At 62.5% G+C, this 25,666-nt stretch carries 26 protein-coding genes; 13 read left to right on the top strand and 13 right to left on the bottom strand.

Annotated elements, in window-relative coordinates:
* Window positions 1–44 precede the first annotated feature (44 nt).
* A complete protein-coding gene (locus CSZ94_RS01845; RefSeq protein WP_258000723.1) occupies window positions 45–350 on the top strand; it encodes a ferritin family protein in 306 nt (101 codons plus the stop codon).
* A gap of 94 nt (window positions 351–444) precedes the next feature.
* Window positions 445–924 carry an Imm26 family immunity protein gene (locus tag CSZ94_RS01840; RefSeq protein ID WP_102119913.1) on the top strand — a complete coding sequence of 160 codons (480 nt, stop codon included), beginning with the start codon at window positions 445–447 and terminating at the stop codon, window positions 922–924.
* A gap of 34 nt (window positions 925–958) precedes the next feature.
* On the opposite strand, the gene CSZ94_RS01835 is transcribed toward CSZ94_RS01840, so the two are convergent.
* Both CSZ94_RS01835 and ompR read right to left on the bottom strand, forming a co-directional pair.
* Window positions 959–2,317 (bottom strand): sensor histidine kinase, encoded by a 1,359-nt coding sequence (locus tag CSZ94_RS01835; protein ID WP_102119912.1) that lies wholly within the window; start codon window positions 2,315–2,317, stop codon window positions 959–961.
* A 13-nt stretch (window positions 2,318–2,330) separates the two neighbouring features.
* Window positions 2,331–3,032 carry an osmolarity response regulator transcription factor OmpR gene (gene ompR, locus CSZ94_RS01830; RefSeq protein ID WP_258000724.1) on the bottom strand — a complete coding sequence of 234 codons (702 nt, stop codon included), beginning with the start codon at window positions 3,030–3,032 and terminating at the stop codon, window positions 2,331–2,333.
* Between the two features lie 264 nt (window positions 3,033–3,296).
* On the opposite strand from ompR, the gene CSZ94_RS01825 reads away from it, so the two are divergent.
* Together CSZ94_RS01825 and CSZ94_RS01820 are read left to right on the top strand one after the other, a co-directional pair.
* On the top strand, window positions 3,297–3,686 hold the full coding sequence (locus CSZ94_RS01825) for a hypothetical protein (protein ID WP_102119910.1): 390 nt from the start codon (window positions 3,297–3,299) through the stop codon (window positions 3,684–3,686).
* Window positions 3,687–3,845: 159 nt separating this feature from the next.
* Window positions 3,846–5,705 (top strand): flagellar assembly protein A, encoded by a 1,860-nt coding sequence (locus tag CSZ94_RS01820; protein WP_180977324.1) that lies wholly within the window; start codon window positions 3,846–3,848, stop codon window positions 5,703–5,705.
* A 3-nt stretch (window positions 5,706–5,708) separates the two neighbouring features.
* Here the strand turns inward: CSZ94_RS01820 and arfB are convergent, their stop codons facing one another.
* A complete protein-coding gene (arfB, locus tag CSZ94_RS01815) occupies window positions 5,709–6,107 on the bottom strand; it encodes an alternative ribosome rescue aminoacyl-tRNA hydrolase ArfB (protein ID WP_034749850.1) in 399 nt (132 codons plus the stop codon).
* A 196-nt stretch (window positions 6,108–6,303) separates the two neighbouring features.
* Between arfB and CSZ94_RS01810 the strand changes: the two genes are divergently transcribed.
* The gene (locus CSZ94_RS01810) at window positions 6,304–6,804 is read left to right on the top strand and encodes a chemotaxis protein CheW (protein ID WP_102119908.1); all 501 of its coding nucleotides are present in this window, start codon (window positions 6,304–6,306) and stop codon (window positions 6,802–6,804) included.
* Window positions 6,805–6,843: 39 nt separating this feature from the next.
* Here the strand turns inward: CSZ94_RS01810 and CSZ94_RS01805 are convergent, their stop codons facing one another.
* The 7 genes from CSZ94_RS01805 to dapC form a co-directional block, all read right to left on the bottom strand.
* Window positions 6,844–8,844 (bottom strand): ATP-binding cassette domain-containing protein, encoded by a 2,001-nt coding sequence (locus CSZ94_RS01805; RefSeq protein ID WP_102119907.1) that lies wholly within the window; start codon window positions 8,842–8,844, stop codon window positions 6,844–6,846.
* Window positions 8,845–8,899: 55 nt separating this feature from the next.
* Complete coding sequence (gene prmB, locus CSZ94_RS01800) at window positions 8,900–9,790, bottom strand: 50S ribosomal protein L3 N(5)-glutamine methyltransferase (RefSeq protein WP_102119906.1); 891 nt, start codon at window positions 9,788–9,790, stop codon at window positions 8,900–8,902.
* Between the two features lie 56 nt (window positions 9,791–9,846).
* Window positions 9,847–10,983, bottom strand: a complete 1,137-nt coding sequence (gene dapE, locus CSZ94_RS01795) for a succinyl-diaminopimelate desuccinylase (RefSeq protein ID WP_102119905.1) — start codon at window positions 10,981–10,983, stop codon at window positions 9,847–9,849.
* A gap of 34 nt (window positions 10,984–11,017) precedes the next feature.
* Window positions 11,018–11,374, bottom strand: coding sequence for an ArsC family reductase (locus tag CSZ94_RS01790; RefSeq protein ID WP_102119950.1), 357 nt, complete (start codon window positions 11,372–11,374; stop codon window positions 11,018–11,020).
* Between the two features lie 134 nt (window positions 11,375–11,508).
* On the bottom strand, window positions 11,509–13,056 hold the full coding sequence (locus CSZ94_RS01785; RefSeq protein WP_102119904.1) for an FAD-dependent monooxygenase: 1,548 nt from the start codon (window positions 13,054–13,056) through the stop codon (window positions 11,509–11,511).
* A 121-nt stretch (window positions 13,057–13,177) separates the two neighbouring features.
* Complete coding sequence (gene dapD, locus CSZ94_RS01780; protein WP_102119903.1) at window positions 13,178–14,005, bottom strand: 2,3,4,5-tetrahydropyridine-2,6-dicarboxylate N-succinyltransferase; 828 nt, start codon at window positions 14,003–14,005, stop codon at window positions 13,178–13,180.
* Between the two features lie 16 nt (window positions 14,006–14,021).
* Window positions 14,022–15,251 carry a succinyldiaminopimelate transaminase gene (gene dapC, locus CSZ94_RS01775; RefSeq protein ID WP_102119902.1) on the bottom strand — a complete coding sequence of 410 codons (1,230 nt, stop codon included), beginning with the start codon at window positions 15,249–15,251 and terminating at the stop codon, window positions 14,022–14,024.
* 224 nt (window positions 15,252–15,475) lie between these two features.
* On the opposite strand from dapC, the gene tsaB reads away from it, so the two are divergent.
* From tsaB to CSZ94_RS01755, 4 genes are read left to right on the top strand one after another with little or no spacing between them, the layout of a single operon-like run.
* Window positions 15,476–16,201 (top strand): tRNA (adenosine(37)-N6)-threonylcarbamoyltransferase complex dimerization subunit type 1 TsaB, encoded by a 726-nt coding sequence (gene tsaB, locus CSZ94_RS01770; RefSeq protein WP_180977323.1) that lies wholly within the window; start codon window positions 15,476–15,478, stop codon window positions 16,199–16,201.
* A complete protein-coding gene (rimI, locus tag CSZ94_RS01765; protein WP_102119901.1) occupies window positions 16,198–16,695 on the top strand; it encodes a ribosomal protein S18-alanine N-acetyltransferase in 498 nt (165 codons plus the stop codon). The genes tsaB and rimI overlap by 4 nt, the downstream gene beginning before the upstream one ends.
* Window positions 16,692–17,582 (top strand): uracil-DNA glycosylase, encoded by an 891-nt coding sequence (locus CSZ94_RS01760; RefSeq protein WP_102119900.1) that lies wholly within the window; start codon window positions 16,692–16,694, stop codon window positions 17,580–17,582. The genes rimI and CSZ94_RS01760 overlap by 4 nt, the downstream gene beginning before the upstream one ends.
* Window positions 17,566–18,513 (top strand): DUF1853 family protein, encoded by a 948-nt coding sequence (locus CSZ94_RS01755; protein ID WP_258000722.1) that lies wholly within the window; start codon window positions 17,566–17,568, stop codon window positions 18,511–18,513. Before CSZ94_RS01760 ends, CSZ94_RS01755 begins: the two co-directional genes overlap by 17 nt.
* A 99-nt stretch (window positions 18,514–18,612) precedes the next feature.
* Here CSZ94_RS01755 and lplT read toward each other — a convergent pair whose 3' ends face one another.
* Complete coding sequence (gene lplT, locus CSZ94_RS01750) at window positions 18,613–19,875, bottom strand: lysophospholipid transporter LplT (protein WP_102119898.1); 1,263 nt, start codon at window positions 19,873–19,875, stop codon at window positions 18,613–18,615.
* Window positions 19,876–20,141: 266 nt separating this feature from the next.
* Between lplT and alr the strand changes: the two genes are divergently transcribed.
* The 3 genes from alr to CSZ94_RS01735 all read left to right on the top strand — a co-directional run bounded on the left by alr (window position 20,142) and on the right by CSZ94_RS01735 (window position 23,138).
* On the top strand, window positions 20,142–21,236 hold the full coding sequence (alr, locus tag CSZ94_RS01745; protein WP_102119897.1) for an alanine racemase: 1,095 nt from the start codon (window positions 20,142–20,144) through the stop codon (window positions 21,234–21,236).
* A gap of 74 nt (window positions 21,237–21,310) precedes the next feature.
* Window positions 21,311–22,687 (top strand): DNA repair protein RadA, encoded by a 1,377-nt coding sequence (gene radA / locus CSZ94_RS01740; protein WP_102119896.1) that lies wholly within the window; start codon window positions 21,311–21,313, stop codon window positions 22,685–22,687.
* A gap of 181 nt (window positions 22,688–22,868) precedes the next feature.
* Entirely contained in the window at window positions 22,869–23,138 is a 270-nt protein-coding gene (locus CSZ94_RS01735; RefSeq protein ID WP_102119895.1) for a PilZ domain-containing protein, read from the top strand.
* 32 nt (window positions 23,139–23,170) lie between these two features.
* Here the strand turns inward: CSZ94_RS01735 and CSZ94_RS27855 are convergent, their stop codons facing one another.
* Window positions 23,171–23,338, bottom strand: coding sequence for a hypothetical protein (locus CSZ94_RS27855; protein ID WP_180977322.1), 168 nt, complete (start codon window positions 23,336–23,338; stop codon window positions 23,171–23,173).
* A gap of 28 nt (window positions 23,339–23,366) precedes the next feature.
* Between CSZ94_RS27855 and fliD the strand changes: the two genes are divergently transcribed.
* The gene (gene fliD / locus CSZ94_RS01730; protein WP_102119894.1) at window positions 23,367–24,752 is read left to right on the top strand and encodes a flagellar filament capping protein FliD; all 1,386 of its coding nucleotides are present in this window, start codon (window positions 23,367–23,369) and stop codon (window positions 24,750–24,752) included.
* A gap of 23 nt (window positions 24,753–24,775) precedes the next feature.
* On the opposite strand, the gene CSZ94_RS01725 is transcribed toward fliD, so the two are convergent.
* Entirely contained in the window at window positions 24,776–25,576 is an 801-nt protein-coding gene (locus CSZ94_RS01725; protein WP_180977321.1) for an AraC family transcriptional regulator, read from the bottom strand.
* Between the last annotated feature and the right edge of the window lie 90 nt (window positions 25,577–25,666).

The raw sequence follows: 25,666 nt of genomic DNA, 5'->3' as shown, positions 1-25,666 counted from the left end.
TGGAGAATGCAGCCGATATCACCACCACGCGAAAAGGAATGCGCATGACCACCGTCCCACTGGAAGAAACGGGCTTGCCGGCCACGGCACTCGACATGCATCGCGCCATCGGCGCCACCATCGCCGCACTGCAGGCGCTGGACTTGAACAGCCAGCGCTTCGAGGCGTGCACGGACCCGGAGCTGCGCCGCGTGCTGGCGCATGCAGGCGACACCAGCCGCAAGGAAGCGGCCATGCTGCTCGAATGGATGCGCCGCCGCGATGCGCGACTGGACACGGCCATGAAGGAAGCGTTGTTCAAGGCCGGGCCGATTGTTGCGCAGTACCACTATGATGAAAAAATAGCGTAACGATTGGTTTGTTGTCGTGGCGTACCATGCGCCACTGTCGCCTTGCATCGCGTAGACTGTGCCCCGAACACGTTTTTTGGGAGAGTTTGCAACGATGAGATCATTACCATACCGAGAAGGCAGCTGGTTTGCCGTGCCCTTGCCGGGCGGCGGCTATGCCGTCGGCGTGGTAGCGCGCAGGGCGCCTTCCGGGCGCATCATGCTGGCGTACATGTTCGGGCCGAAGCGCGACAGCCTGCCTGCGCTGGACGAACTGGAAGGCTTGCGGCCGGAACAGGCCGTGCGCCGCCTGCGCACGGGCGACATGGCCCTGCTCAACGAACGCTGGCCCCTGCTGGGCGACAGCAGCCATTGGGAACGCGATGCCTGGCCCATGCCGGCCTTTATCCGCCGCAATGAATCCTTGCAGCGCGCCTGGCGCGCCAGCTATGCGGATGCCGACCCTGCCAAGCTGAACCGTGAGGAATCGATACCCTTCGATACGCCGGGCATGGAAAGCGATTCGCTGTACGGCTACGGGGCGACGGAATTGTTGATGAATAAATTGCTCGTGCAAAAGCAGGCGCCAGCTTGAACGTCACTGAACGGCGCTTCTGTGCCGTTCAGTTTCATATGGCCGGCAAGCTGATCTGAAACGCCAGGCCGCCGCCTTCGCGGTTGCGCACTTGTAATTCAGCGCCATGGCGCAGCAGCACGCGGTCGACGATGGCCAGGCCCAGGCCGGCGCCGTTGGCTTGCCCGCGCGCCGTGTCGAGGCGTGTGAACGGTTTCATCAGTTGCTCGATCTTTTCCGCCGGCACGCCCGTGCCGTGGTCCTGCACCTCGATAATCACCTTTTTCACGCCGTGGCTGGTGCGCGCCTGGCAGGCGATATCGATTTCCGTCACATCGCTGCCCGGCGTCTTGCCATAGCGGCGCGCATTTTCGATCAGGTTGTTCATGACGCGGCGCAGGTCGGTGAGATTGCCCATCGCATGCGCGCCTTCCGCGATGGTGGCATTGATCTTCACGTCCGGCAGGCGCATCGCTTCGCGCGTCATGTCGCTGAGCAAGCCGCTCAAGTCCACGTCCGTGAAGGTCGACGTTTCCGTCGGCCTGGCGTAGTCGAGGAACTGGCCGATGATGGCGTCCATTTGCCCGATATCGGACTGGATGCCCAGGCGCGCCTCGTCCGACAGGTTGGCCATTTCCACTTCCAGCTGCATGCGCGCCAGCGGCGTGCGCAAATCGTGCGAAATGCCGGCCAAAATCACTGCGCGGTCCGATTCCACCTGCTTCAAATCATCGACCATCTGGTTGAAGCTGCGGTTCGCCTCGATGATTTCGATCGGGCCTTTTTCCGGCAGCGGCGCCGGCTGCTTGCCCTTGGCGATGTCGCGCGCGGCCGCCGTCAAGCGCGACAGCGGTAAATTGATCAGGCTGGAAATGATGGCTGCGCCCAGCAGCGACAGCAGCGATACCAGGCTGGCCCAGCCCAGCCACTGGAAGCCCGTCAGGCCGCGCAGGCGCTCGCGGTCCAGCATCAGCCAGTACTCATCGTCGTCGATCTTGAAGCTGACCCAGAAACCGGCCACGCCGTTGACGCGCGCGGAAAAGCGCGTGTCCTTGCCCAGCTTGGCTTTCACCAGCGCCTCGATGTCGGGCATCAGGTAATTCTCGGACGGCGGCTCGATGCGGTCGTCCTCTTCCAGCGAGAAGATGCGGATGCCTTCGTTGCTGACGAGGTCGAACAGCAGCTCGCGCCGCAGCTCGGGTGCCGAGTGCGTCAGTGCCGCATGCGTGATGGTGACGACGGAAATGATCTGGGCGGAAATCTGCTGCGCCTGCGGCTCGCGCTGGATGACGGAAATCATGCCGATCCAGGTGATCATGCTGACCGTGGTCAAGGTGCCGAGCAGCAAAAAGGTGCGCCAGAACAGGCCGCTTTTCAGCCGCGCCAGGCTGATATCGGGAACAAGCTTCATCATGCCTTGCCTGCGATCAGCGCGGCTGTCCGTCCGGGATGAAGACGTAGCCCAGGCCCCACACGGTCTGGATGAACAGCGGGCTAGACGGATCGGGTTCGATCAGCTTGCGCAGACGCGAGATTTGCACGTCCAGGCTGCGGTCGAATACTTCGTATTCGCGGCCACGCGCCAGTTCCATCAGTTTCTCGCGCGACAGCGGCTGGCGCGCATGGCGGGCAAACACTTTCAGCACGGAAAATTCGCCTGTTGTCAGGGGCACCGTTTCGCCACTCTTTTTCAGGGTGCGCGTGCCCAGGTCCAGCACGAATTCGCCGAATTCGAAGGTTTGCGGCGTTTCCGACGGCGCGCCGGGGATTTCATCGGGACCCTTGCGGCGCAGCACGGCGCCGATGCGGGCCACCAGTTCGCGCGGGTTGAACGGTTTCGGCAGGTAGTCGTCGGCACCCATTTCCAGACCCACGATGCGGTCCACGTCTTCGCCCTTGGCCGTCAGCATGATGATCGGTGTCTGGTCACCCGCGCCGCGCAGGCGGCGGCAGATCGACAGGCCGTCTTCGCCGGGCAGCATCAAATCGAGCACCAGCAAGTCGTAGCGTTCGCGCAGCCACAGCTTGTTCATGGCCGTCGCGCTCTCTGCCGTGAAGACATTGAAACCCTGTTCAGTCAGGTAGCGGCGCAGCAGGTCGCGCAGGCGCACATCGTCATCAACCACCATGATTTTTGCCTGGTGGCCGTGAATCGATTGCGTAGTCGTGTTGCTGCCGGAGGTGGAAATTGTGGTCATTTAAGGTGTCGTGTTATCTTATATTAGTTGCTATAGTAACGCCTCGCGCGGCGTCGGCAAGGGGGTATGGCGACCCATTACAAAGTGTTACAAACTTTACCCAATTACTCTTACTGCACCGTGTAAAGCATCATACACTGGGGCCACAGTGGAATTAAGCTTTAAGTTTATACGGCATCGCGGAAGAGGAAATCAATGAATATCTTTACTAAAAAAATTCACGACGCTCCCAGCGCAGCTATTGCCGCACGTACGACTGTGCTGTGCGCATTTGCCGTTTGTTCCGTGTTTGCCGCCAGCCTGGCGCTGGCACAAAACCAGCCGCCGCCACGCCGTGACGACCAGCCGCAAGTGCAGGCCCAGCGCTATGAACAGGTACAACGCAGCAATAGCAATGATACGCGACTGCGCGAACAGCGTGACGCACGCAGTTTCGACACGCGCGCCGAAGAGCAGCGCCGCGCCAACGAGGGCGCCGACGCCTCGCGCCGCACGGGCCGCATGACGCCCGACGAGCGCCGCGACCTGCGCCGCCAGATCAATGAAGTGGGCCAGGACATCTATTCCAACCCGCCGCGCCGCTAGCCATTACACTTTTCATCCGACAGGGCCATTTCGCAAGACATGGCCCTGTTTGCATCTGGCAAGCACATTTTTGCCGAGTCAGGCACGCCGCCACGCCCCGTGATATTGTTCCAGGGCACTGAGGCAATTCTCTGAATGTGTTGCTGGGGGAGGCAAGTGGTGAGCGACGACGACACACCCGTTCCTGATGTTGCCCAAGCGGGCAGCTTGCCGCGCGGCCTGGTCCAGCGCGACGAGGGCGTGTGGCTCGACCTGTCCCTGGCGCCCGCACAGTTGCGCGCCGCCGTCGACCAGCTGTTCCAGTCGGGGCAACTGCTGGTGGGTCTCGATTACGCTTTGTTCCTGCTGACCCTGTTCCATGCCCCCGCGCCCCGCACCGCCCACAAGGGCGATGTCTTGCTGCGCATCGCCGCCCGCGTGGCGCCATTCCCGCCCCAGCGCCGCGCGCTGTACAAGCAAGTCAAGATCCATGGCGACAGCGCCGAGTTTTACTTCGAAGCGCTGTCGCCTGACGCGGATGGCCAGGTGCCGGCGCGCCGCGAGTTTGACGAGCTGGTGGCCGACCTGTGGTGCAAGGGCGTGCACTATGGCATCGACGGCGCGGCCGTGCGCGCCATTCTGGGCAGCGGCAAAGCCGAACGCATCACGGTGGCGCGTGCACTGCCGCCGCAGCCGGGGCGCGACGCCCGGCTGCTTGAAGTGTCGCAAGGCATGCACCGCGACGACGCGCCGCGCGAACGCTCCGATGGCCGCCTGGATTTGCTCAGTTTCAAGAACCGTTTTCCGCAAGTGAAGAAACACGTGCGCCTGCTGCGGCTGCTGCCCGGTGCGCCCGGCTTGTCCGGCTACGACCTGGCCGGCACGCTGTTGCCGCCGCCCGCGCCGCTGGAGCTGGACCCGGCGGCGGTGGCAGGTGCGGGCACGGCGGTCGAGCGCTTCAGCGATGGCGATTACGTCGTGGCGACCCAGGATGGCTATGTGAATGTCGATGAACACGGCAAGATGTCCATCGAAAACAAGATCGTCAGCCGCGAAGGCGTCAGCAGCCGCACCACGGGCAATCTGAAGCTGCGCGCCGCGTATGAAGAATATGGCGAAGTGCAGGAGCAGCGCCAGCTCGACGGCAGCGACATCACCATCCATGGCGACGTGTATGGCCATCTGCACTCGCAGGGGGGATTAATATGGTTGCAGCGCAACCTGGTAGGCGGCACGGCCTTCAACGAGCATGGCGACGTGCGCGTCGAGGGCGTGGCTTCCGGTTCCGTGCTGCAGGCGCTGAGCGGCGAAGTGCACGTGAAGCGCGCGGAAAGTTGCGTCATCGCCGGCACGCGCGTGGTGATCGACCATGCCAGCAATTGCGAGATCATCGCCGACGAAGTCGTCATCGAGCTGGCCGAAGGCTGCGCCGTGGCGGCCCGTACCATCCGCATCGGCAGCGCCGGTCCGCGCAAGCAGGTGGAGATGCTGCTGTTCCCGCTGGTGCCCGATTTGAGCGCGCTGGAGCAGAAAATTGCGGAAAGCCTGGAGAAGGCGGCCCAGTACCTGCAGGCGCAGCACAAGCGTCAGCAGGAAATCGATGCCATTGCGCAATTGCCCGAGGTGCACAACTACCTGGCCCTGGCGGGCCAGCTGCGGCGCGGCGAGCTGCAGCTGCAGCCGGCGCAGCAACTGCAATACGACAAGCTGGCCGCGCGCATCGGCCCCGTGCTGAAGGAAGTGGCGCGCCTGCGCGTGGAGGTGAAACAGTCGGAAATCCTGCAGGCGCAAATGCTGGCGCTGGTGGAGCAAGTGCGCCAGCAGCGGCAAGCGACGGCCGGCCAATCGCGCTGCAGCCTGGGTCTGGTCGATGGCGAAACGGCGGTGCGCACCATGGTCGTGCCATCCGGACCGGCCAAGGTCTACGACCGGCCGCCGAAAGAGATCAAGGCGCTGTTGCGCAGCGCCACGCCGGCCACGCAGAGCGTGTTTGCGGACAGCAGTGGCAGCCTGGACTGGACTTACCAGCCGCCACCATAACGTTTAGTCGGTGACCTTGCCACGTGATTGCTTGAGCACGCTGTGCGTGCTCTTGCTGTCGAGGCGGCGCCGCTGCGAGCTGCGCGTGGGCTTGGTGGCGCGCCGCACGGCGGGCAGGAAGGTCACGCTGTCGATGATTTCCTGCAAGCGCCGCAAGGCTTCTTCCTTGTTCTGTTCCTGGCTGCGCGATTGCTGCGCCTTGAGCACCAGCACGCCATCCTTGCTGATACGGCTGTCGCGCAAGGCCAGCAGCCGCTCCTTGTACGCTTCCGGCAGCGACGAGGCGGCGATGGGAAAGCGCAAATGGATGGCGCTGGACACCTTGTTGACATTCTGCCCGCCCGGGCCCTGGGCGCGGATGGCGGAAAATTCAACTTCAGCGGGATTGACGAGGTGTTGCATGGCCTGCCTGTGGGGAAACGATGGGGGTATTGTAAGGGAAGATGGCTGCGCCGGCGCAAGGCTGGGCCGGCCGGTCGATGATGTCGTCCTGGAAAATTGATGTTTCTCAACGCCGCCTGCGGCGATGCTGGTTAGCATGGGGCCAACGTTGCGCCACTGCGCATCCTGGCAGCGCTTACCGGATGAAAGGATCATCATGCAGCCCACGACGACGCCTGGCGCCGCAACAACGGCGGAACGTAGCACCGTGCAATACCTGACGCAGTACTTGAGCTTCCGCTTGGGCGGCCTGGAATACGGCCTCGATTATCGTTGCGTGCGGGAATTGCGCCCGCTGAAGGAACTCGACCGCTTTTCCTCGGAAGGGGAAGTGCTGCACAGCGTGGCTGTCTCGCGCGGCGTGATCATCCCCATCGTCGACATGCGCGCCGCGTTTGGCAGCACCCGGGGCGCGCCCGACCCGTCCACCGACGTGATCATCCTGCAGTTGAGCAATGGCGTGATGGGCATGGTGGTCGATGGCATCACCGATATCGTCAGCCTGGCGCCCACCGACATCGCCGCCGTGCCCGGCCTGGGCGAGGCGGAAGCCGATTATCTGCTGGGTATGGGCACGCTGGCGGGACGTAGATTGATCCTCGTCGACATCGACCGCCTGATGGCGATCCGCAGCCCCAGCCCCATGCAGGTGGCCTAAAAAAAGACGACCCGTGGGTCGTCTTTTGTCGTCACTTGATTAACCAAGTTTTTCCAGCTGATCCTGCAGATCGAGCCATTCCGCTTCCAGCTGCGCCAGGTCCTTGGTGAAGAAGGTCTGGTCGGCCAGCAATTGCTTCAGCTTGGCCTTGTTGGCCGCGTCGTAGATGGTCGGTTCGCCCAGCTTGGCTTCCGTTTCCGCCTTTTGCGCGTTGCGCTTGGCGATCTGCTCTTCCTGGCGCTTGATCTTGTTTTCGATCGGCTTGCGCAAGGCGGCTGCCTTCTGGCGGTCTTCCGCTTCCTGGCGCTTGTCGCGCACGGGTGCGGCGGGGGCGGGGGGCGCTACCGGCGAAGGTATGGAAGAAGTCACGGGGAAGTCCGTCTTGTTGGCCTTGCCAGCGGCCGGCAGCACGTCGGTGCCTTTGCCCAGCTTGGTCTTGAACAGCCAGTCCTTGTAGTCGTCCAGGTCGCCGTCGAATGGCTGCAGCTTGCCGTCGGCAACGATGATGAATTCGTCCGTGGTGGCGCGCAGCAAATGGCGATCATGGGATACGACGACCAGGGTGCCTTCGAACTGGGCCAGCGCTTCCGTCAGCGCTTCGCGCGTTTCCAGGTCCAAGTGGTTGGTCGGTTCATCGAGCAGCAGCAAGTTCGGACGCTGCCAGACGATCAGGGCCAGCGCCAAACGGGCTTTTTCGCCGCCCGAGAATGGTGCGATCGAGGCGGTGACCATGTTGCCGGGGAAGTTGAAGCCGCCCAGGAAGTTGCGCAGTTCCTGCTCGCGCACGGTGGGGGCGATCTTGGCCAGATGCCACAGCGGCGATTCGTCGTGGCGCAGCATTTCCACCTGGTGCTGGGCGAAGTAGCCGATGTTGAGGCCCTTGCCCATGGTGGCGTCGCCGCTCAAAGGCATCAGTTCGCCGGCGATGGTCTTGATCAGGGTCGATTTACCGGCGCCATTCTGGCCCAAGAGGCCGATACGCTGGCCGATCTGCAAGGAAAACTTGATGCCGTTGACGATGGTTTTATGCGTGATTTCGCCCGTCGCTTCGTTTTCGATCTTGTAGCCCGCATCGACGTCTTCCATCACCATCAAAGGATTCGGTGCCGACAGCGGCTCGCGGAACTCGAACGAGAATTCGGCGGCGGCGCGCAAGGGCGCCAGTTCTTCCATCTTCGCCAGCGCCTTCATGCGGCTTTGCGCCTGGCGGGCCTTTGAGGCTTGCGCCTTGAAGCGGTTGACGAACGATTCCAGGTGGGCACGCTTGCGCTGTTGCTTTTCCAGCGCGCCGGCGGCCAGGATCATCTGCGCCGCGCGTTGGCGCTCGAAGCTCGAATAGTTGCCCGAATAGCGTTTCAGCTTGCGCTCGTCGATATGCACGACGACGTTGACCACTTCATCGAGGAAGTCGCGGTCATGGGAAATGATCAGCAAGGTGCCGGCGTAGCGCTTGAGCCAGTCTTCCAGCCAGATGATGGCGTCCAGATCCAGGTGATTGGTCGGTTCATCGAGCAGCAGCAGGTCGGACGGGCACATCAGCGCTTGCGCGAGGTTCAAGCGCATGCGCCAGCCGCCGGAGAAGCTGGCGACAGGTTGCTGCATCTGGTCCAGCGTAAAGCCCAGGCCCAGCAGCAATTGCTCGCCGCGCGACTGCACCGTGTAAGCGTCGGCATCGGCCAGCGCGCTGTACATGTTGCCGATGGCGATGCCGTTTTCCGTGCTTTCCGCTTGCGACTCGAGATGCGCCAGTTCCGCTTCCAGTTTGCGCAAGGTGGCGTCGCCGTCGATGGCGTAGTCGAGCGCGGCACGCTCCAGCGGCGGCGTTTCCTGCGCCACGTAAGCCACGCGCCACTTGGCCGGGAAATCGATCTCGCCCTGGTCAGGGTGCAATTCGCCACGCATCATGGCGAACAGGCTCGATTTGCCCGCGCCATTGGCGCCGATCAGGCCGATCTTGTCGCCCGGGTTGAGCGTGACATCGACTTGTTCGAGCAACGGTTTGATGCCGCGCATCAGGCTTACTTGTAGGAAACGTATCATTTTTTTCTTTGTGGAGGCTGGGGTCAGACCCGGCGGGTCTGACCCCGATAGTCAATTAGGCGAGTTTCAACTGCTCGGCCGTCAGCAGGAATACCATGTCGTCGCCGGCGCTCGTCGTCAGCCAGGTCAGGCCCAGCTCGCCGAAAGCCGCTTCCGCGTATGCGCGTTCGTTGCCGATTTCAATCATCAGGATGCCATCGTCCGTCAGGCGTTCAGCCGCGCCGGCGATGATCTTGCGCACCAGGTCCATGCCGTCGCTGCCGCCGTCGAGGGCGATTTGCGGTTCGGCCAGGTATTCCTGGGGCAAGGCGCCCATCGACGCGGAATTCACGTACGGCGGGTTGCTGATGATTAAGTCGTATTTCTTGGCCGGCACGTTGGTGTACAGGTCCGATTCGATCAAGTTGACGCGGTCTTGCAATTTATACGTGTCGACGTTGCGCTTGGCCACGGCCAGCGCGTCGGCGGAAATGTCCACGGCATCGACTGCGGCGTTCGGGAAGGCGTCGGCCATCATGATGGATAGGCAGCCCGAACCGGTGCACAGTTCCAGGATGTTTTCCAAGGCTTCCGGTTCCGCCACCCATGGCGAGAAGTATTCAGGGATCAGCTCGGCGATGAAGGAGCGGGGCACGATCACGCGCTCGTCGACATAGAAGTTGTACGTGCCCAGCCAGCCTTCCTTGGTGATGTAGGCCGCTGGCACGCGGTCGATGCTGCGGCGGTCGATGACTGTCATCACGCTGGCGATTTCCGACGGCAGCAGCTTGGCATCGAGGAAAGGTTCGAGCTTGTCGAGCGGCAACTTCAAAGTGTGCAGGATCAGATAGGCCGCTTCGTCGAAGGCTTCGGCGCTGCCGTGGCCGAAAAACAGCTTGGCGGTATTAAAACGGGTAACGGCGTAGCGCAGCAGGTCGCGTGGCGTGGAAAACGGGTTCGGGGTCATGGCATTCTCGAAAAGACGGTGTTCTGGCCCGCCGTGACGGGCCTCGGTATTCTGGTTCAGACGGGCAGCAAATGCTCCAGCGTGCGCCGGTAAATATTCTTCAGTGGATCGATGTGGCGCAGTTCGATGTGCTCGTCGATTTTGTGAATACTGGCATTGGGCGGCCCGAATTCTATCACTTGGGGGCAGATCTGCGCGATAAACCGGCCATCCGAGGTGCCACCCGTGGTCGACAACTGCGTCACAATGCCCGTTTCCGCGTGAATCGCGGACGACAGGGCATCGGAGAGGGTGCCGCGCGGCGTGAGGAAGGGCAGGCCGCTCAGGGTCCACTGCATATCGTATTGCAAGTCATGCCTGTCGAGGATGGCGTGCACGCGTTCCTGCAGGTTTTGCGCCGTGCTGGCCGTGGAAAAGCGGAAGTTAAAGTCGATCACCATGTCGCCCGGAATCATGTTGTTGGCGCCCGTGCCCGCGTTGATGTTGGACATTTGCCACGACGTCGGCAGGTAATACTCGTTGCCCGCATCCCACTTTTCCTCGACCAGGTCGGCCAGCGCCTGCGCCGCTTCGTGAATGGGATTTTTTGCCAGGTGCGGGTAGGCGATATGGCCTTGCACGCCCTTGATCGTCAACCGGCCCGACAGCGAACCGCGGCGGCCATTCTTGATCATGTCGCCCAGCTGCGCGCTTGAGGTCGGCTCGCCCACCAGGCAATAATCGATCTGCTCGCCCCGCGCCTTCAGTTGCTCGCAGACGATGACAGTGCCGTCCGTGGCCGGGCCTTCCTCGTCGCTGGTAATCAGGAAGGCGATCGAACCCGTGTGCCCGGGCGTGGCGGCGATGAATTCCTCGCAAGCGACCACCATGGCGGCAATCGAAGTCTTCATGTCGGCCGCGCCACGGCCATACAGCTTGCCGTCGCGCTGCGTGGGGATGAAGGGCAGCGAGCGCCATTGCTCGACGGGACCGGTGGGCACCACGTCCGTATGGCCGGCAAAGACGAACACGGGGGACGTCGTGCCACGCCGTGCCCATAAATTGGTGACGTCGTTCGACTGTATCGTCTCGCAGACAAAGCCCAGCGGCGTGAGGATGTCGATCAGGTGCTGCTGGCAGCCCTTGTCGTCGGGCGTGACCGAAGACAGGGCGATCAGTTTTTCGGTCAGGGCGAGGGTGTTGGAGGTGGTCATGGTGTAGAGCGGGGTGCTTCTGTCTAAGTAAAAATTACAGCCCGAAAATGGCTGCGTACTGTGCATCCGAAAACGCCACGCTGAACTTTCCATCCTTGTCCAGCACGGGGCGCTTGATGATGGAGGGGTTTTCCAGCATCAGTTCCACAGCGCTGGCCGCATCCGTGATCGATGCCTTGCGCTCATCGGACAGGGCGCGCCAGGTCGTGCCTTTCCTGTTGACCAGCACATCCCACGGCAATTGCTGCAGCCATGCTTCGACGGTGGCGCGTTCCAGCCCCTGCTTCTTGAAGTCGTGGAAAGTGACATCGCGTTGCTGCGCGGCCAGCCAGGTGCGGGCCTTTTTGACGGTATCGCAGTTGGGGATACCGTAGAGTGTAATGGTCGTCATGGGTAGGGCCAAGGGGGAATGAATGCGGTTCGCTTGATCGCGGCGCTTGCGCCAGAACAAAATGTGATGTTATCCGCCATTATACAGGCGATGCGGCAGGCGATGCGGCGCTGCAACACGGCCCCGTGCTGCCCCTACACCGGCCGTGGCGCCGTCTTGCCTGGTTCTGCCGGGCCGAAATGCATGCCCAGGCGCAGAGCCAGGGCGCGTAAGCCGCCGCTTTCCTGCAGGTGCAGGGCCAGCGCGATATGGCCGTCGGGGCGCACCAGATAGGCAGCGTCGCGGCCCAGGCCGGCCAGCTTGGCGGCCACGTTATAGGTGTAGCAATGCACGGGCAGCTTCAGCACGCGCGCCTCGGCCAGCAGTTCGGGCGCCGGCTCGCCATAGATGTGCAATTGCCAGGCCATGCTGCGCAGGGCCGTAAAGTTGTCTTGCGTGCCATCCGAGAACCACGGCAGGCGGTCGCCGCCGCGCAGGTATTGCGCGTGGCCTGCAGAGAGGGCGCTGTCTTCATAGCTGATCTCGATTTGCGACACGGTCTGGAACAGCAAACGGCGCGCCCGCCCGAAGCCGGAGAGGAAGGGCAGCGCGTGCGGCACCAGCCAGCGGCGCAGGAATTGCCCGGCGATTCCCTGTGCGACGATGGCCTGGAAGGCGCGGTCGGTGCTGGCGACGAGCTTGCGGGCAAACACGATGCGCTCGCTTTCATAGGTGTCGAGCAGGGCGTCGTTGCTCTGGTCGTGCAGCTTTTGCGCCAGTTTCCAGGCCAGGTTGACGGCGTCGCCCAGGCCGGTGTTCATGCCCTGGCCGCCCACGGGGCTGTGCAAATGGGCCGCGTCGCCGAGGATGAAGCAGCGCCGTTCGCGAAACTGCGCCGCCACCCGGTGGTGGACTTTATAGGTGGAAAACCAGTTCACGTGTTCAACTTGAATGCCCAGCAAGGCTTGTAGCTGTTCGCGCACGTCGTCGAAGACGGGCGCCGGCGCGCCGGCGGGGCGGTCGGGCAGGATGCCGATCAGGCGCTGCATGCCGCTGGTGCGCACGGGCAGCATCAGGGCAAACGCGTTCGCGCCCAGGTGGGCGTGCAAATCTGTATTGCTGCCGGCCACTTGGGCATCGGCCACGTAGTACAGGTGGTCGTAGGTGCCGCCAGAGAACGCAAAGCCAGCGATTTCGCGGACCTTGCTGCGGGCGCCGTCGCAGCCGCAGATATACTCAAACGTACAATATTGCCGTTCGTCATTGTTGAGCAGGATGGCTTGCACTTCGCTATCGTCCTGCGTCCACAGGTCCAGGGTCACGTTCCATTCCACGTGCACGCCGGCCGCCGCCAGCTTGCTGATGAGAAAGCGTTCATGTTCGTCTTGGGGCAGGCTCAGCACGAAAGGATAGGGGCTCAAGCCTTCGCCGATCTCGCCCAGCGCCAGTGTCACCAGTTCTTCGCCGCCTTCGTGGATGTGCATGGCATTGATCTTGATGCCAAGGTTGACGAGTTCATCGGCAAAGCCCAGTTGCTGGTAAAACTCCAGCGTGCGCGCATGCACGGCCATGGCCCGCGACGCCTGGCCCGGACCGCTGTTCCTGTCGATGATGCGGCAAGCTACGCCATGGCGTGCCAGGCGCAAGGCAAGCATGAGGCCGGTAGGACCGGCGCCGACGATCAATACGCGAGGAGTATGCATGCCATCCAGTATAGGACAGGATGGAAGAGGGCAGCGGGACGATTGAAGTGGCGATTTTGAAATGAAAATGTCCCGCCGAAGCGAGACATTCAGGGGTTACGTGCGCCTTGCGGCGCAGTGATTAAATACCGCGCAGCAACTCGTTGATACCGGTCTTGGCGCGGGTTTTGGCATCCACGCGCTTGACGATGACGGCGCAGTACAGCGAGTACTTGCCATCTTCCGAAGGCAGGTTGCCCGAGACCACGACGGAGCCGGCTGGCACGCGGCCATACGTCACTTCGCCCGTGGCGCGGTCGTAGATCTTGGTCGACTGGCCGATGTACACGCCCATCGAGATAACCGAGTTTTCTTCGACGATCACGCCTTCGACGATTTCCGAGCGGGCGCCGATGAAGCAGTTGTCTTCGATGATGGTCGGGTTCGCTTGCATCGGTTCCAGCACGCCGCCGATGCCGACGCCGCCGGACAGGTGGACGTTCTTGCCGATCTGGGCGCAGGAGCCGACGGTGGCCCAGGTGTCGACCATGGCGCCTTCATCGACGTAGGCGCCGATGTTGACGTAGGACGGCATCAGCACGACGTTCTTGGCGATGAAGCTGCCGCGGCGGGCAACGGCTGGCGGCACCACGCGGAAACCGCCCTTGGCGAAGTCTTCGGCGGTGTAGTTGGCGAACTTGGTTGGCACCTTGTCGTAGAACTGCATCGTGCCATCCGATGGCAGGACGACGTTGTCTTCCAGGCGGAACGACAGCAGCACGGCTTTCTTGACCCACTGGTTGACGACCCAGTCGCCCGTGGTTTTTTCCGCCACGCGGATGCTGCCGTTGTCCAGGCCGTTGATGACGTGGGACACGGCGTCGCGCAGTTCGGCCGCGCCGTTGCCTGGATTGATCTCGGCGCGGTTTTCCCAGGCCTGGTCGATGATGGTTTGCAGTTGTTGGCTCATGATGATGTCTTATTGATTAGTGAGTTGATGCGGATGCGGAAAGCTGCTGGCAGAATTTTACTATGCGCAATGCGGCCTCCAGCCCTTCGGCCGTTTCGGCCACCAGGGCCATGCGGATGCGGTTGCGGCCCGGATTGATGCCGTGCGCGTCGCGCGCCAGGTAGCTGCCAGGCAATACCGTGACATTATATTCGGCGTACAGACGTTGCGCGAATTCGGTGTCGGACAGGCCCGTGCGGCTGACGTCGGCCCACAGGTAGAAGCCGGCGTCCGGCAATTGCACGTCCATCACCGCTTGCAGCAGCGGCGTGATGGCGTCGAACTTGGCGCGGTACTTGGCGCGATTTTCCTCGACATGGGTTTCGTCGTTCCAGGCCGCGACGGAGGCCGCCTGCACGGCGGGGCTCATGGCGCCGCCGTGGTAGGTTCGGTAGAGCAGGAATTTTTTCAGTACTTCCGCGTCGCCGGCGACGAAGCCCGAGCGCATGCCCGGCACGTTCGAGCGCTTCGACAGGCTGGAAAACACCACCAGGCGCGCATACGGGCGCTCGATGGTGGACAGGCCCAGCATGTGCGCTGCTTGCAGCGCGCCCAGCGGGGGCGTGTCGCCATGGTAAATCTCGGAATAACATTCGTCGGCGGCGATGACGAAGTCGTAGCGCTCGGACAGGGCGAACAAATGTTCCCAGTCCGTCAGGCTCAAGACGGCGCCCGTCGGGTTGCCGGGCGAACACAGGAACAGCAGCTTGACCTTTTCCCACACGGACGCGGGCACCGCGTCGTAGTCGCAGCCGAAATTGCGCGTGGGGTCGGAATTGACGAAATACGGTTCGGCGCCTGCCAGGTAGGCCGCACCTTCATAGATCTGATAAAACGGATTCGGGCTGATCACGAGCGAACCGGCCGACGGATCGATCACCGTTTGCGCCAGCGCAAACAGCGCTTCGCGCGAACCGTTCACGGGCAGGATTTGCGTGGCAGGATTGAGCTTGGGGATGCCGTAGCGGCGCTCCAGCCAGCCGGCGATGGCGCTGCGCAAGGCTTCCGAGCCCATGGTGGTCGGATAGCTGGCCAGGCCGTGGATATTGTCGACCAATGCTTGCTCGATGAAGGCTGGCGTCGGGTGCTTGGGTTCGCCCATGCCCAGGCTGATGGGCGCATACTCGGGGTTGACTGTCACGCCGGCAAACAGCTGGCGCAGCTTTTCAAATGGATATGGTTGCAGTTTAGCAAGAAGTGGATTCACGGAACGGACCAGGGCAAGAGTGGAAAGACGATGTGGCTAAGCGACTACCTGGCGCGGCAGACTTGATGCCGGTCAAATAATCAGCTGCGTCTTTCATTATAGCCGTCCTCGCGGGCCCGCAGGGCATGCCGCCGCAAGCCGCATCAGCCTGAGAGCTGCCCGGCTGCCCACGGCATGCCGCAGCGGGGAGTGCCGCAGCATGGCGCGGCAAGGTAAAATACGCCATGCCTATCTTACTTCCCACCTTGCTTGCTATTGAAACCTCGTCCGAACTCGCCTCCTGCGCCTTGTTGCGCGGCGATGTCGTCCTGTCCCGCGCCTCGTCGGGCGTGCGCACCCATTCCCAGTCCATCTTGCCCATGGTGCAGGAATTGCTGGCCGAAGCGGGCGTGACCCTGGCCGACGTGGACGCCATCGCCTACGGCTCCGGCCCCGGCTCGTTTACGGGCGTGCGCACGGCCTGCGGCATCGCGCAAGGCCTGGCCTACGGCGCCAATCTGCCCGTCGTGCCCGTCGTGACCCTCGACGCGATGGCGCTGGCATGCCACCAGCAGCATGGCGCGCAGCGCATCGTGAGTGTGCTCGACGCCCGCATGGGCGAAGTGTACTGGGGGCAATATGATTACCAGGATGGCTTGCAGATCATTGCGCCACCGGCCCTGAGCGCGCCGGCCGGCGTGGCGCCGCAAGGCGACGTCGTCGGCTGCGGCAACGGCTTTGGCGCCTATGCCGAGGCATTGGCCGCACTGCCGTGCGCCGCCACGGCCGACGTCGCCATCATGCCGCACGCCGTGCAGGTGGCGCAGTTGGCGCGCATCGCCTTTGCGGCCGGCCATTTCGTGACGGCGGCCGAGGCGCAGCCTTTGTATTTGCGCAACAAGATCGCCTACACGAGTGCGGAACGCCAGGACATGCAGGCAGCGAAGGCCGCTGCGGAGTCGGCACGATGAGCGTAGCGGGCCAGGATACGAATAGCGCGGCAGACTGGGACTTGCTGCGCCTCGATTATCAGCCGATGGCTGAGGCGGATCTGTTGGAGGTGCTGGCGCTGGAGCAGCGCGTGTATCCGCATCCCTGGACGCACGGCAACTTTGTCGATTCGCTCAAGAGCGGTTACCCGGCCTGGGTGCTGCGCGACGTGGACGGCACCCTGCTTGGCTACTTCTTGCTGATGCTGGTCGTCGACGAGGCGCACCTGCTGAACGTGGCCGTCGAGGGCGCCATCCAGGGGCAGGGCCTGGGCCGTTTCCTGCTGAACCAGTCCTGCGCCTGCGCGCGCCAGCTGGGCATGGAATCGATGCTGCTGGAAGTACGCCCGTCGAATGTGCGCGCGCTCGATATTTACCAGCGCTATGGATTTGAACAGATAGGCCGGCGCAAGGGATACTATCCGGCCAGCAACTCGCAACGTGAGGACGCCATCGTGATGCGTTATACCTTATGAGCCGCAGCGCCGTTTTCCTCGATGAGATGGGCGTCGGTCCCCTGTGGCGTTTGCGCCAGGGGGCTGCGCCCGAGGCCGTTGAAGTCGTTGTCGAGGCCCCTGTGGAGATGGAAGCCATCGTGGCGGAGCCTGTGGCCGAAGCCGCTGAAGCAGTGGTTGAGGTAGTTGCCGAGGTAGTTGCCGAGGTAAAGGCCGAGGCGCCCGTCGCCGTTGCCGCTACGCCCGTAGTTGCTACTGCTGCCGCCGTCGAGTCGGACGACACGGCCTGGTTCGACGACGCGCCGCCACCGCCAGCGGCCAAACAGCTGAGCGATGCCGATATTGCCGCCCTCGACTGGGATGGCTTGACGGCCGCCGTGGCCAAGTGCGCGCGCTGCGACTTGTGCAAGACGCGCAAGGGCGTCGTCATGGGCCGTGGCGACCGCCAGGGCGCTTGGCTGATGCTGGCCAGCAGCCCGTCGCGCCTGGAAGAACGCGAAGGGCGCGCCTTGCCGGGTGAGCAGGGAAAATTGCTCGACAATATGCTCAAAGCCATCGCTGTCGATGGGGGTAGCAACGTGTACATCACGCACTTGCTGAAATGCCGTCCGCTCGACGAGGCTGGTCAGGAACGTTTGCCCACCGAATCAGAGTCCGCCGCCTGCCGCCCGTATTTTGAGCGCGAACTGGCCCTGCTGCAGCCGCGCACCATCGTCACCTTGGGTTCGATGGCCGCCGCCGGCATCCATCCCGGTGAAAAACCCGTGCGCGGTACAGTGCGCCAACTGGGCAATGCCTCGCTTGTCGCCACCTTCCACCCGGAAATGCTGCTGCAGGACGAGACGGGCAAGGCCAAGGCGCGCGCCTGGGCCGACCTGTGTCTGGCGAAAAGTGCGCACGGTGATTGACACGGACGTCGGCACCTTCCAGGCCCGTTTCGAGCGCCGCTGGGGACGCTTGACCCATCCCCGCGTGCGTGCGCTGGCCTGGCTGCTCGATTCGCCCGACGTGCTGGACCCGGCCAGCGCCCACTGGGGCGGGCGCATCGCCAGCCTGGAACCCGTCACCCCGGCCGTGGCGGCCTGGCTGGGGGCGCTGCAAGATGACCCGTCGCCGCTCGATGCGGCGCTCGGTCCCCGATGCTATTCCCGCTTGGGTCTGTACGCTGAAAAGCTGCTGGCCTTTTATTTTGAGCAGCGCGGCGTATTGCAAGCGCATGGCTTGCAAGTGCAGGTGAACCGCAACGACACGGTGGGCGAATTCGATTTTTTGCTGCGTGACGGAGATGGCTTGCTGCACTGGGAATTTGCCACCAAGTTCTATCTGCTCGAAGGGGCGCCCGATCCCGGCGTCTTCAACCACTTGATCGGCCCCAACCTGGCTGACACCCTGGGCTTGAAGATGCGCAAGATTCTCGACAAGCAACTGGCCTTGTCTCGCCATCCGGCCGCGCAAAGCCTGCTGGTGCACCCCGTGCGCGCGGCGCAGGCGCTGGTCAAGGGCTGGCTGTTTTATGCGGCGGGCTCCGTGCCCGGCATGGACGGTATTTCCCAAGAACATGGACACGGCTTCTGGTGCACGCCAGCCCAGCTGCCGGAGCAGCGCTATATCGTGCTGCCGCGCTTGCAATGGCTGGCGCCGTTCAAGGGGCAAAGCGTGGAAGTACTGGACCTCGATGCCTTGCGCGCGCAGTTGTTTGATCTGGCGCAACCGGTAATGGTGGCCACGGTGGACAATGTCGACGGCTGGGAAGTGGAGCGCACGCGAGGTTTTGTCGTGCCCCATGACTGGACACAGCAGGCTGCCGCGCGGCGGCTGTTAGGTACGCTGCCAGCGTAATGCTGGGGTCGGTCGCTTTGCGATCGGAATGTATCCCATTGGGATACATTCCCCCTCAGGGAATCGGCGTCCCCGTCTGACCCCAGCCCTTGCTTGGGTTTAGTGTTTATGCTCGCCGATCAAGGACAGATTGTCGTGCTCGGCCTGGTTCAGTTTGTGCCTGCGCATGATCATGTACATGGTGCCGGCGACGAACAGGCCGAACAGGGTGATGATGATATTGAGCGGCAGGTGCAAACGGATCATGATGGAATACACGGCCAGCATGGTGAGAATCGACAGGTTTTCATTGAAGTTCTGTACGGCGATGGAATGGCCCGCGCTCATCAGCACGTGGCCGCGGTGTTGCAGCAGGGCATTCATGGGCACGACGAAAAAGCCGGACAGGGCGCCGATCAGTATCAGCAGCGGGTAGGCGATCCACACGGAGTGTACTTGCGTCATCATCATGACGATGACGCCCATGGCGATGCCCAGCGGAATGACGGTCAGCGACTTGCGCAGCGGAATGAAGCGCGCCGACAGCACGGCGCCGACGGCCACGCCGATGGCGACCACGCCCACCAGGCTGGTTGCCTTGTCGAACGGCATGTTCAAGGACTGCTTGGCCCATTCCAGCACGATCAGTTGCAAGGTGGCGCCAGCGCCCCAGAACAGGGTGGTCACGGCCAGGGTGATCTGGCCCAGCTTGTCTTTCCACAGGATGGAATAGCAATTGGCAAAATCGGTGATCAGTTTGATAGGATTGCGTTCCTGGTGCGGATACACGCAACCCGTGTCGGGAATCTTCAGGTTGGCCAGGGTCGCCATCACGTAGATGCCCACCACCACGCACAAGGCCGCTTCCGTCTTGCTGGTGATGCCCGTGTCGATCAGCGGGATATCGATCGATAGCAGCAGGTCGGACACGTGGCCGCTGACCAGTGCGCCGCCCATGACGGTGCCCAGGATGATGGAGGTGACGGTCAAGCCTTCGATCCAGCCATTCGCCGCCACGAGTTTTTCCGGCGGCAGCAGTTCCGTCAGGATGCCGTACTTGGCGGGCGAATACACGGCCGCGCCAAAACCCACGACGGCGTAGGCCAGCAGCGGGTGCACGTGGAAGAAGACGAGGGCGCAGCCGAAGATCTTGACCATGTTGGCGATGAACATGACCTTGCCTTTCGGCAATGCATCCGCGAAGGCGCCGACAAAAGCGGCTAACAGCACGTAAAACAGCACGAACGACAATTTGAGCAGCGGCGTGATCCACGCCGGGGATTTCATGGACACCAATAAATCGACGGCGACAAAAAAGAGGGCGTTATCTGCCAGCGAAGAAAAGAACTGCGCCGCCATGATGGTATAAAAACCACGATTCATTCTGGATTGCCTGAAATCATATCTGGCTTGCTTTATACCACGAAAAAACGGCAAACCCCAAGTTTGGGCGGGGTCGTTTTGCATAGTCGTGCCTAAGCGAAGCCTAATTTTTCTGCCGTATAAAAATACATCACATGTGAGCATTTTATACATACTGTCGTGGGTGACTATCGCGACCCTCGCACCCGTCCGTCTGGCAGGCTTGCCGTCCCGCATCGTGCCCATCCGGTAAAATACGGCTTTCCCACCCGCCGTGAACGACGCATATGCCCAGGCCCCTCATCGCCACCATCCATCTGGATGCCATGCAACAGAATCTGGCGCGCGCGCGTGCTTGCGCCCGCGGCGCCAAGGTGTGGGCCGTCGTCAAGGCGAATGCCTATGGCCACGGCCTGGAGCGGGCCATGCGGGGCTTTGCGGGCGCCGATGGCCTGGCACTGGTCGAGGTCGATTACGCCGTGCGCTTGCGCGAACTGGGCTGGATCAAGCCGATCCTGCTGCTGGAAGGCTTTTTCGACGCCAGCGATTTACTTGTCATGGCGCAATACGGCTTGAATGGCAGCGTGCATTGCGAAGAGCAGATCGCCATGCTGGCAACGACGCGTCTGCCGCACGCCATCGATGTGCACCTGAAGATGAACACGGGCATGAACCGCCTTGGCTTTACGCCGCAAGCCATCGCCGCCGCGTATGCGCGCCTGCGCGCCATGCCGCATATCGGCACGATCACCCTGATGACGCATTTCGCCAATGCGGACGAGGCGGCGCCCACGCGCTTGTCGCTGGCCCAGCAGATGCTGCGCTTCGAGGCCGGGGCGGCCAGCATCGGTGCCGCCGGCGAAGGTCCGGCCTTGCCGCGCAGTCTGTGCAATTCGGCCGGCTTGCTGCTGCACCATCTGGACAGCGACTGGGTGCGCCCCGGCATCATGCTGTATGGCGGCACGCCCAGCGGCACCTCGGCGCAGGCGTTCGGCTTGCTGCCCAGCATGTCCTTGCGCAGCAGCATTATCGGCATCCAGGATATCGCCGCCGGTGAGGTGGTGGGTTATGGCAGTCGCTACGCAGCGGCCGGCAATATCAAGGTGGGCGTGGTGGCTTGCGGCTATGCGGATGGCTACCCGCGCCACGCGCCCGCAGGCACGCCCGTGCTGGTCGATGGCGTGCGCGCGGGGCTCATCGGGCGGGTGTCGATGGACATGCTGATGGTGGACTTGAGCCACGTACCGAGTGCAAAAGTCGGCAGTTCGGTCACCTTGTGGGGCCAGGGCATGCCGATCGACGAGGTGGCGCTGGCCGCCGGCACCATCGGCTACGAGCTGATGTGCGCACTGGCGCCCCGCGTACCGGTGAACGAAGCGTAGGGTGACGCGGAAGCGTGGTTTGTATATACTGTATATATAACCAGCTGTTTCATTTTACCTGAGCAAAGTACACCATGGCAAAAGTCAAGACCATCTACACCTGCAGCGATTGCGGCGCCATCAGTAATAAATGGATGGGGCAATGCACCGCGTGCAACCAGTGGAATACCATGGTGGAGACCCTGCCCGAGACGGGCGGCAACAATCGCTATTCGAACCCGCAGCACATGTCGCTGGCGCAGACGGCGCCCGTGCTGTCGCTCGACGATATCGACGCCATCGACGTGCCCCGCTTCGGCACGGGCATCGAAGAATTCGACCGCGTGCTGGGCGGCGGCATGGTGGCCGGCGGCGTGGTGCTGATCGGTGGCGATCCCGGCATCGGCAAGTCGACCCTGTTGCTGCAGGCGCTGGCCAACATGTCGCACCACAAGCGCGTGCTGTATGTGAGTGGCGAGGAATCGGGCGCGCAGATCGCCCTGCGCGCCAAGCGCCTGCTGATCGACGCCAAGGAGCTCAAATTGCAGGCGGAGATACAGCTGGAAAAAATCCTCGGCACCCTGGCCGACCTGAAGCCGGAAGTGGTGGTCATCGACTCGATCCAGACCGTGTATTCGGATGCGCTCAGCTCGGCGCCCGGTTCCGTGGCGCAAGTGCGCGAATGCGCGGCGCAACTCACGCGGGCGGCCAAGCAGACGGGCGTGACCATCATTTTGGTGGGCCACGTGACGAAAGAGGGCGCGCTGGCCGGCCCCCGCGTGCTCGAACACATCGTCGACACGGTGCTGTATTTCGAGGGCGACGCCCATTCCAGCTTCCGCCTGGTGCGCGCCATCAAGAACCGTTTCGGCGCCGTCAACGAACTGGGCGTGTTTGCCATGACGGAAAAGGGCTTGAAGGGCGTGTCGAACCCGTCCGCCCTGTTCCTGTCGCAGCACGACAACCAGGTGCCGGGTTCCTGCGTGATGGTGACGCAGGAAGGTACGCGTCCCTTGCTGGTGGAAATCCAGGCCCTGGTCGATACCAGCCACTTGCCGAATGCGCGCCGGCTGTCCGTCGGCCTGGAACAGAACCGCCTGGCCATGCTGCTGGCCGTGGCGCACCGCCACGCGGGCATCGCCGCCTTCGACCAGGATGTGTTCATCAATGCCGTGGGCGGCGTGAAGATCACGGAGCCAGCGGCCGACCTGGCCGTGTTGCTGGCGATTAATTCGTCGATGCGCAACAAGCCTTTGCCACGGGGACTCGTGGTGTTTGGTGAAGTAGGTCTGGCCGGCGAGATCCGTCCCGCGCCACGGGGCCAGGAGCGTTTGCGCGAAGCGGCCAAGCTGGGCTTTACCCTGGCCGTGGTGCCCAAGTCCAACTTGCCCAAGCAAGCCATCGAGGGCCTCAAGGTCATCGGCGTCGAGCGCATCGACGAGGCATTCAACAAACTCCGCGATCTGGAGTAAGGGTTGGTATGGTTTAAATGCCAAGCTTGAGGCAAGTCAAATAAAATTTCCGTTTGGAACTATAATATTTGTCCGATGGATTCCCACGTGAATCCGCATCGACAATGCATAGATAGAGAAGCGGAATACAGTGTCAGTTGAACAAAGGCAGGGCGCACGCAAAATAGTGCGTGCCAAGGCAATGTTGGTAATCGATGGCGCAGGGCCCGTGGCGGCGCGCACCCTCGATGTGGGGCCGGGCGGTAAGGCGGCCGTCATCGCAGAACCGGTGCCGACAGGCAAGCAGGGCAAGGTGCTGTTCGAGTTGTTTTACGATGGCTCGGCGCACATCATCGAGGCGCGCGTGAGCGTCTCGCACTGCATTTTCAGCAGTGCAGGTTTCAAGGTGGGACTCACTTTCTTGCAGCGGGACATGGCCGTCAGCAGCGCCATTTCAAAATTCATGCGCTGAGGCAGGCCCGAAGACGGGAGGCAGTGATTGCGCTAAAATGGTGCATATTGGTTTGCAGTCAGAAAAAACTTGTTCTGCTCGCTGTTTTGATATTCCGGTAATACTGCATAATGATCAACCAGAAGAGGGACCTTGCCGCGCCACGCGCGCCTGCTGTCCGTTTCCAGCGCAGCGCGGTCAAGACCTGCACCGTGTGCCATGACCTTACACCTGACGGGAATGCCTACCATGTTTAATTCGACCATCAATAGCCGGGCCTACACCAACAACACGCAGCAAACGACGCAGGGCAATATCTCGGCCGATGTGTATGCGAAGGTGGAGCGCCAGATGCAGTCGCAGAACACGGGCGTCGTCAAGCTCAATGCCAACCTGGCGCGCGACCAGGCCAAATTCTCGGGCCTGGGCCAGTTGCAATCGGCGCTGGCGAAATTCCAGACGGTGGCCAAGAACATGGCCGGCAGCGGCCTGGCCACGGCGGCCACATCCAGCACCAAGGATGTGCTGAGCGCCACCACCACCGACAAGGCTGTCAGCGGCAGCCACGAAATGAACATCAAGCAATTGGCGCAGGGGCAGACCCTGCTCAGCGGCGCACAGAAATCCTCGAGCGCGGCGATCGGCACAGGAGCGCCGGCGCTGCTCAAGATTGAAGTGGGCGCGACCGACGGCAAGCAATTTACCCCAGGCAGCGGCAAGATCATTTCGCTCACCATCGACAGCAGCAACAATAGCCTCGACGGCATCGCCGCCGCGCTGAAGCAGCAGGGCATCGACGCCAGCGTAGTGAAGGGGCCGGATGGCTATTCTCTGGCCCTGAACGGCAAGAGCGGTGCCGACAGCAGCATGCGCATCAGCGTGTCCGGCGATGCGGCGGTCAGCAACCTGCTGAGCTATGCGCCCGGTTCGGGCAAGGGCCTGCAGCAAACGGCCGCCGCACAGGATGCGCTGCTCACCGTCGACGGCAAGGACATCAAGAGCGCCACGAATACCCTGACGACGGCCGTCGAGGGCGCCACCATCGAATTGAAGAAAACAGGCACGACCGACCTCGTCATTGCCAACGATAGCAGCCAGATCGCCAGCAACGTGGCCAGCTTCGTCACGGCCTACAATGAGCTCAACAGCAAGCTGCAAAGCCTGCAGCAGGGCGATTTGAAGTCCGACACGGCCCTGGGCCAGGTGCGTTCGCAGATGGAGCAAGTATTGCGCACGGCCAGCACGGGCGTGCCCGCTTCCATCCTGGGCAGCGCTGGCGTGACCCTGGGCAAGAGCGGTGAGCTGGTGCTCGATGATAAAAAGCTCAAGGCCGCCATCGCGGCCGATCCGGATGCCGTCAGCAAGCTGTTCACCAATAACGGCAAGGGCGTGGCGGACCAGTTTTCCAGCAAGATCGGTGAACTGACGGGCGAAACGAGCATCATCCGCAAAGAAGTGCAATCGGTGGGCAAGGACATCACCACCCTGACCAACAAGAAAGCCGTGCTGGCCAAGGCGCTGACCGCCCAGGCGCAGGCGCTGGTGAAAGCGTATTCGGCGCAGGAACAGATGGGCACGAACTCGGCCTTGCCGGGTTATACGGGCAAGAATTCTTTATTTGACTTCATGGCTTGAGGCACGGCGCGCTCGCGCGCTGCCTAGCCCCTGTCGCCTTGCGCAAAGAAGGCCGATGGCGAACTGCCAAAGGTCTTCTTGAACATGGCGGAAAAGGCCGACTGGCTGGCGTAGCCCAGTTCTTCGGCCACCTGCGACAGCGGCACGCCGCGCGCGATCAGCGGCGCCGCGTGCGCCAGGCGCACCTGCTGGCGCCACTGGCCAAAACTCATGCCCAATTCCCGTTCGAACAGCCGCGCCAGGGTACGCTCCGAGGCGCCGACCAGCTGCGCCCAGTGTTCCAGGGTCTGGGTGCCGCCCGGTTTCTCGATCAGGCTGTCGCACAGGGTTTTCAGACGCTTGTCGGCAGGCAAGGGGACGCGGATGGGGTGCGTGGCCGAGCGTTTCAATTCATCGAGTATCAGTTCGGCCAGCAATGCCTCGCGCGCCGGTTCCTGGCCCCGGTCCAGTTGTTCCAGCGCCATGATCAGCTGGCGCAGCAGGCTCGACACTTCCAGCACCTTGCAGTCATGTCCTGCAAACGGCGCGCGTGCGGCATGGATGCACAGCGGGCGCAAGCGGGTTTTTTCCAGTATCGTGACGGCATGCTCCACATTCGGTGCGATCCAGATGGCGCGCATGGGCGGCAGCACCCAGCTGCTATTATTGGCAGTGATGCGCAGCACGCCTTCGAGCGCCATGGTGACCTGGCCCCAGGGATGGCTGTGCGGTAATAAAAATTCATCGGGCTGCAGGTCGCGCGCGATCATCGTCACGGGGATGGTCGCGCTGGGCGCTTCCCGCGGCGGACACATGCGGGTATGGTGGAGAATAGGTACACCCATCAGCTTGGCCTTAATTCGATAAATTATGTCGTTCTGTCGGAAAGCAGACGATGGTATTTTGCATACACTTGAGCTTCATCAGTATAAGAC

The organism is Janthinobacterium sp. ROICE36 (assembly GCF_002869965.1).
Taxonomy (GTDB): domain Bacteria; phylum Pseudomonadota; class Gammaproteobacteria; order Burkholderiales; family Burkholderiaceae_D; genus Janthinobacterium.
The sequence above is the reverse complement of the archived record's forward strand: the minus strand, read 5'-3'. Positions and strand labels throughout refer to the sequence as shown.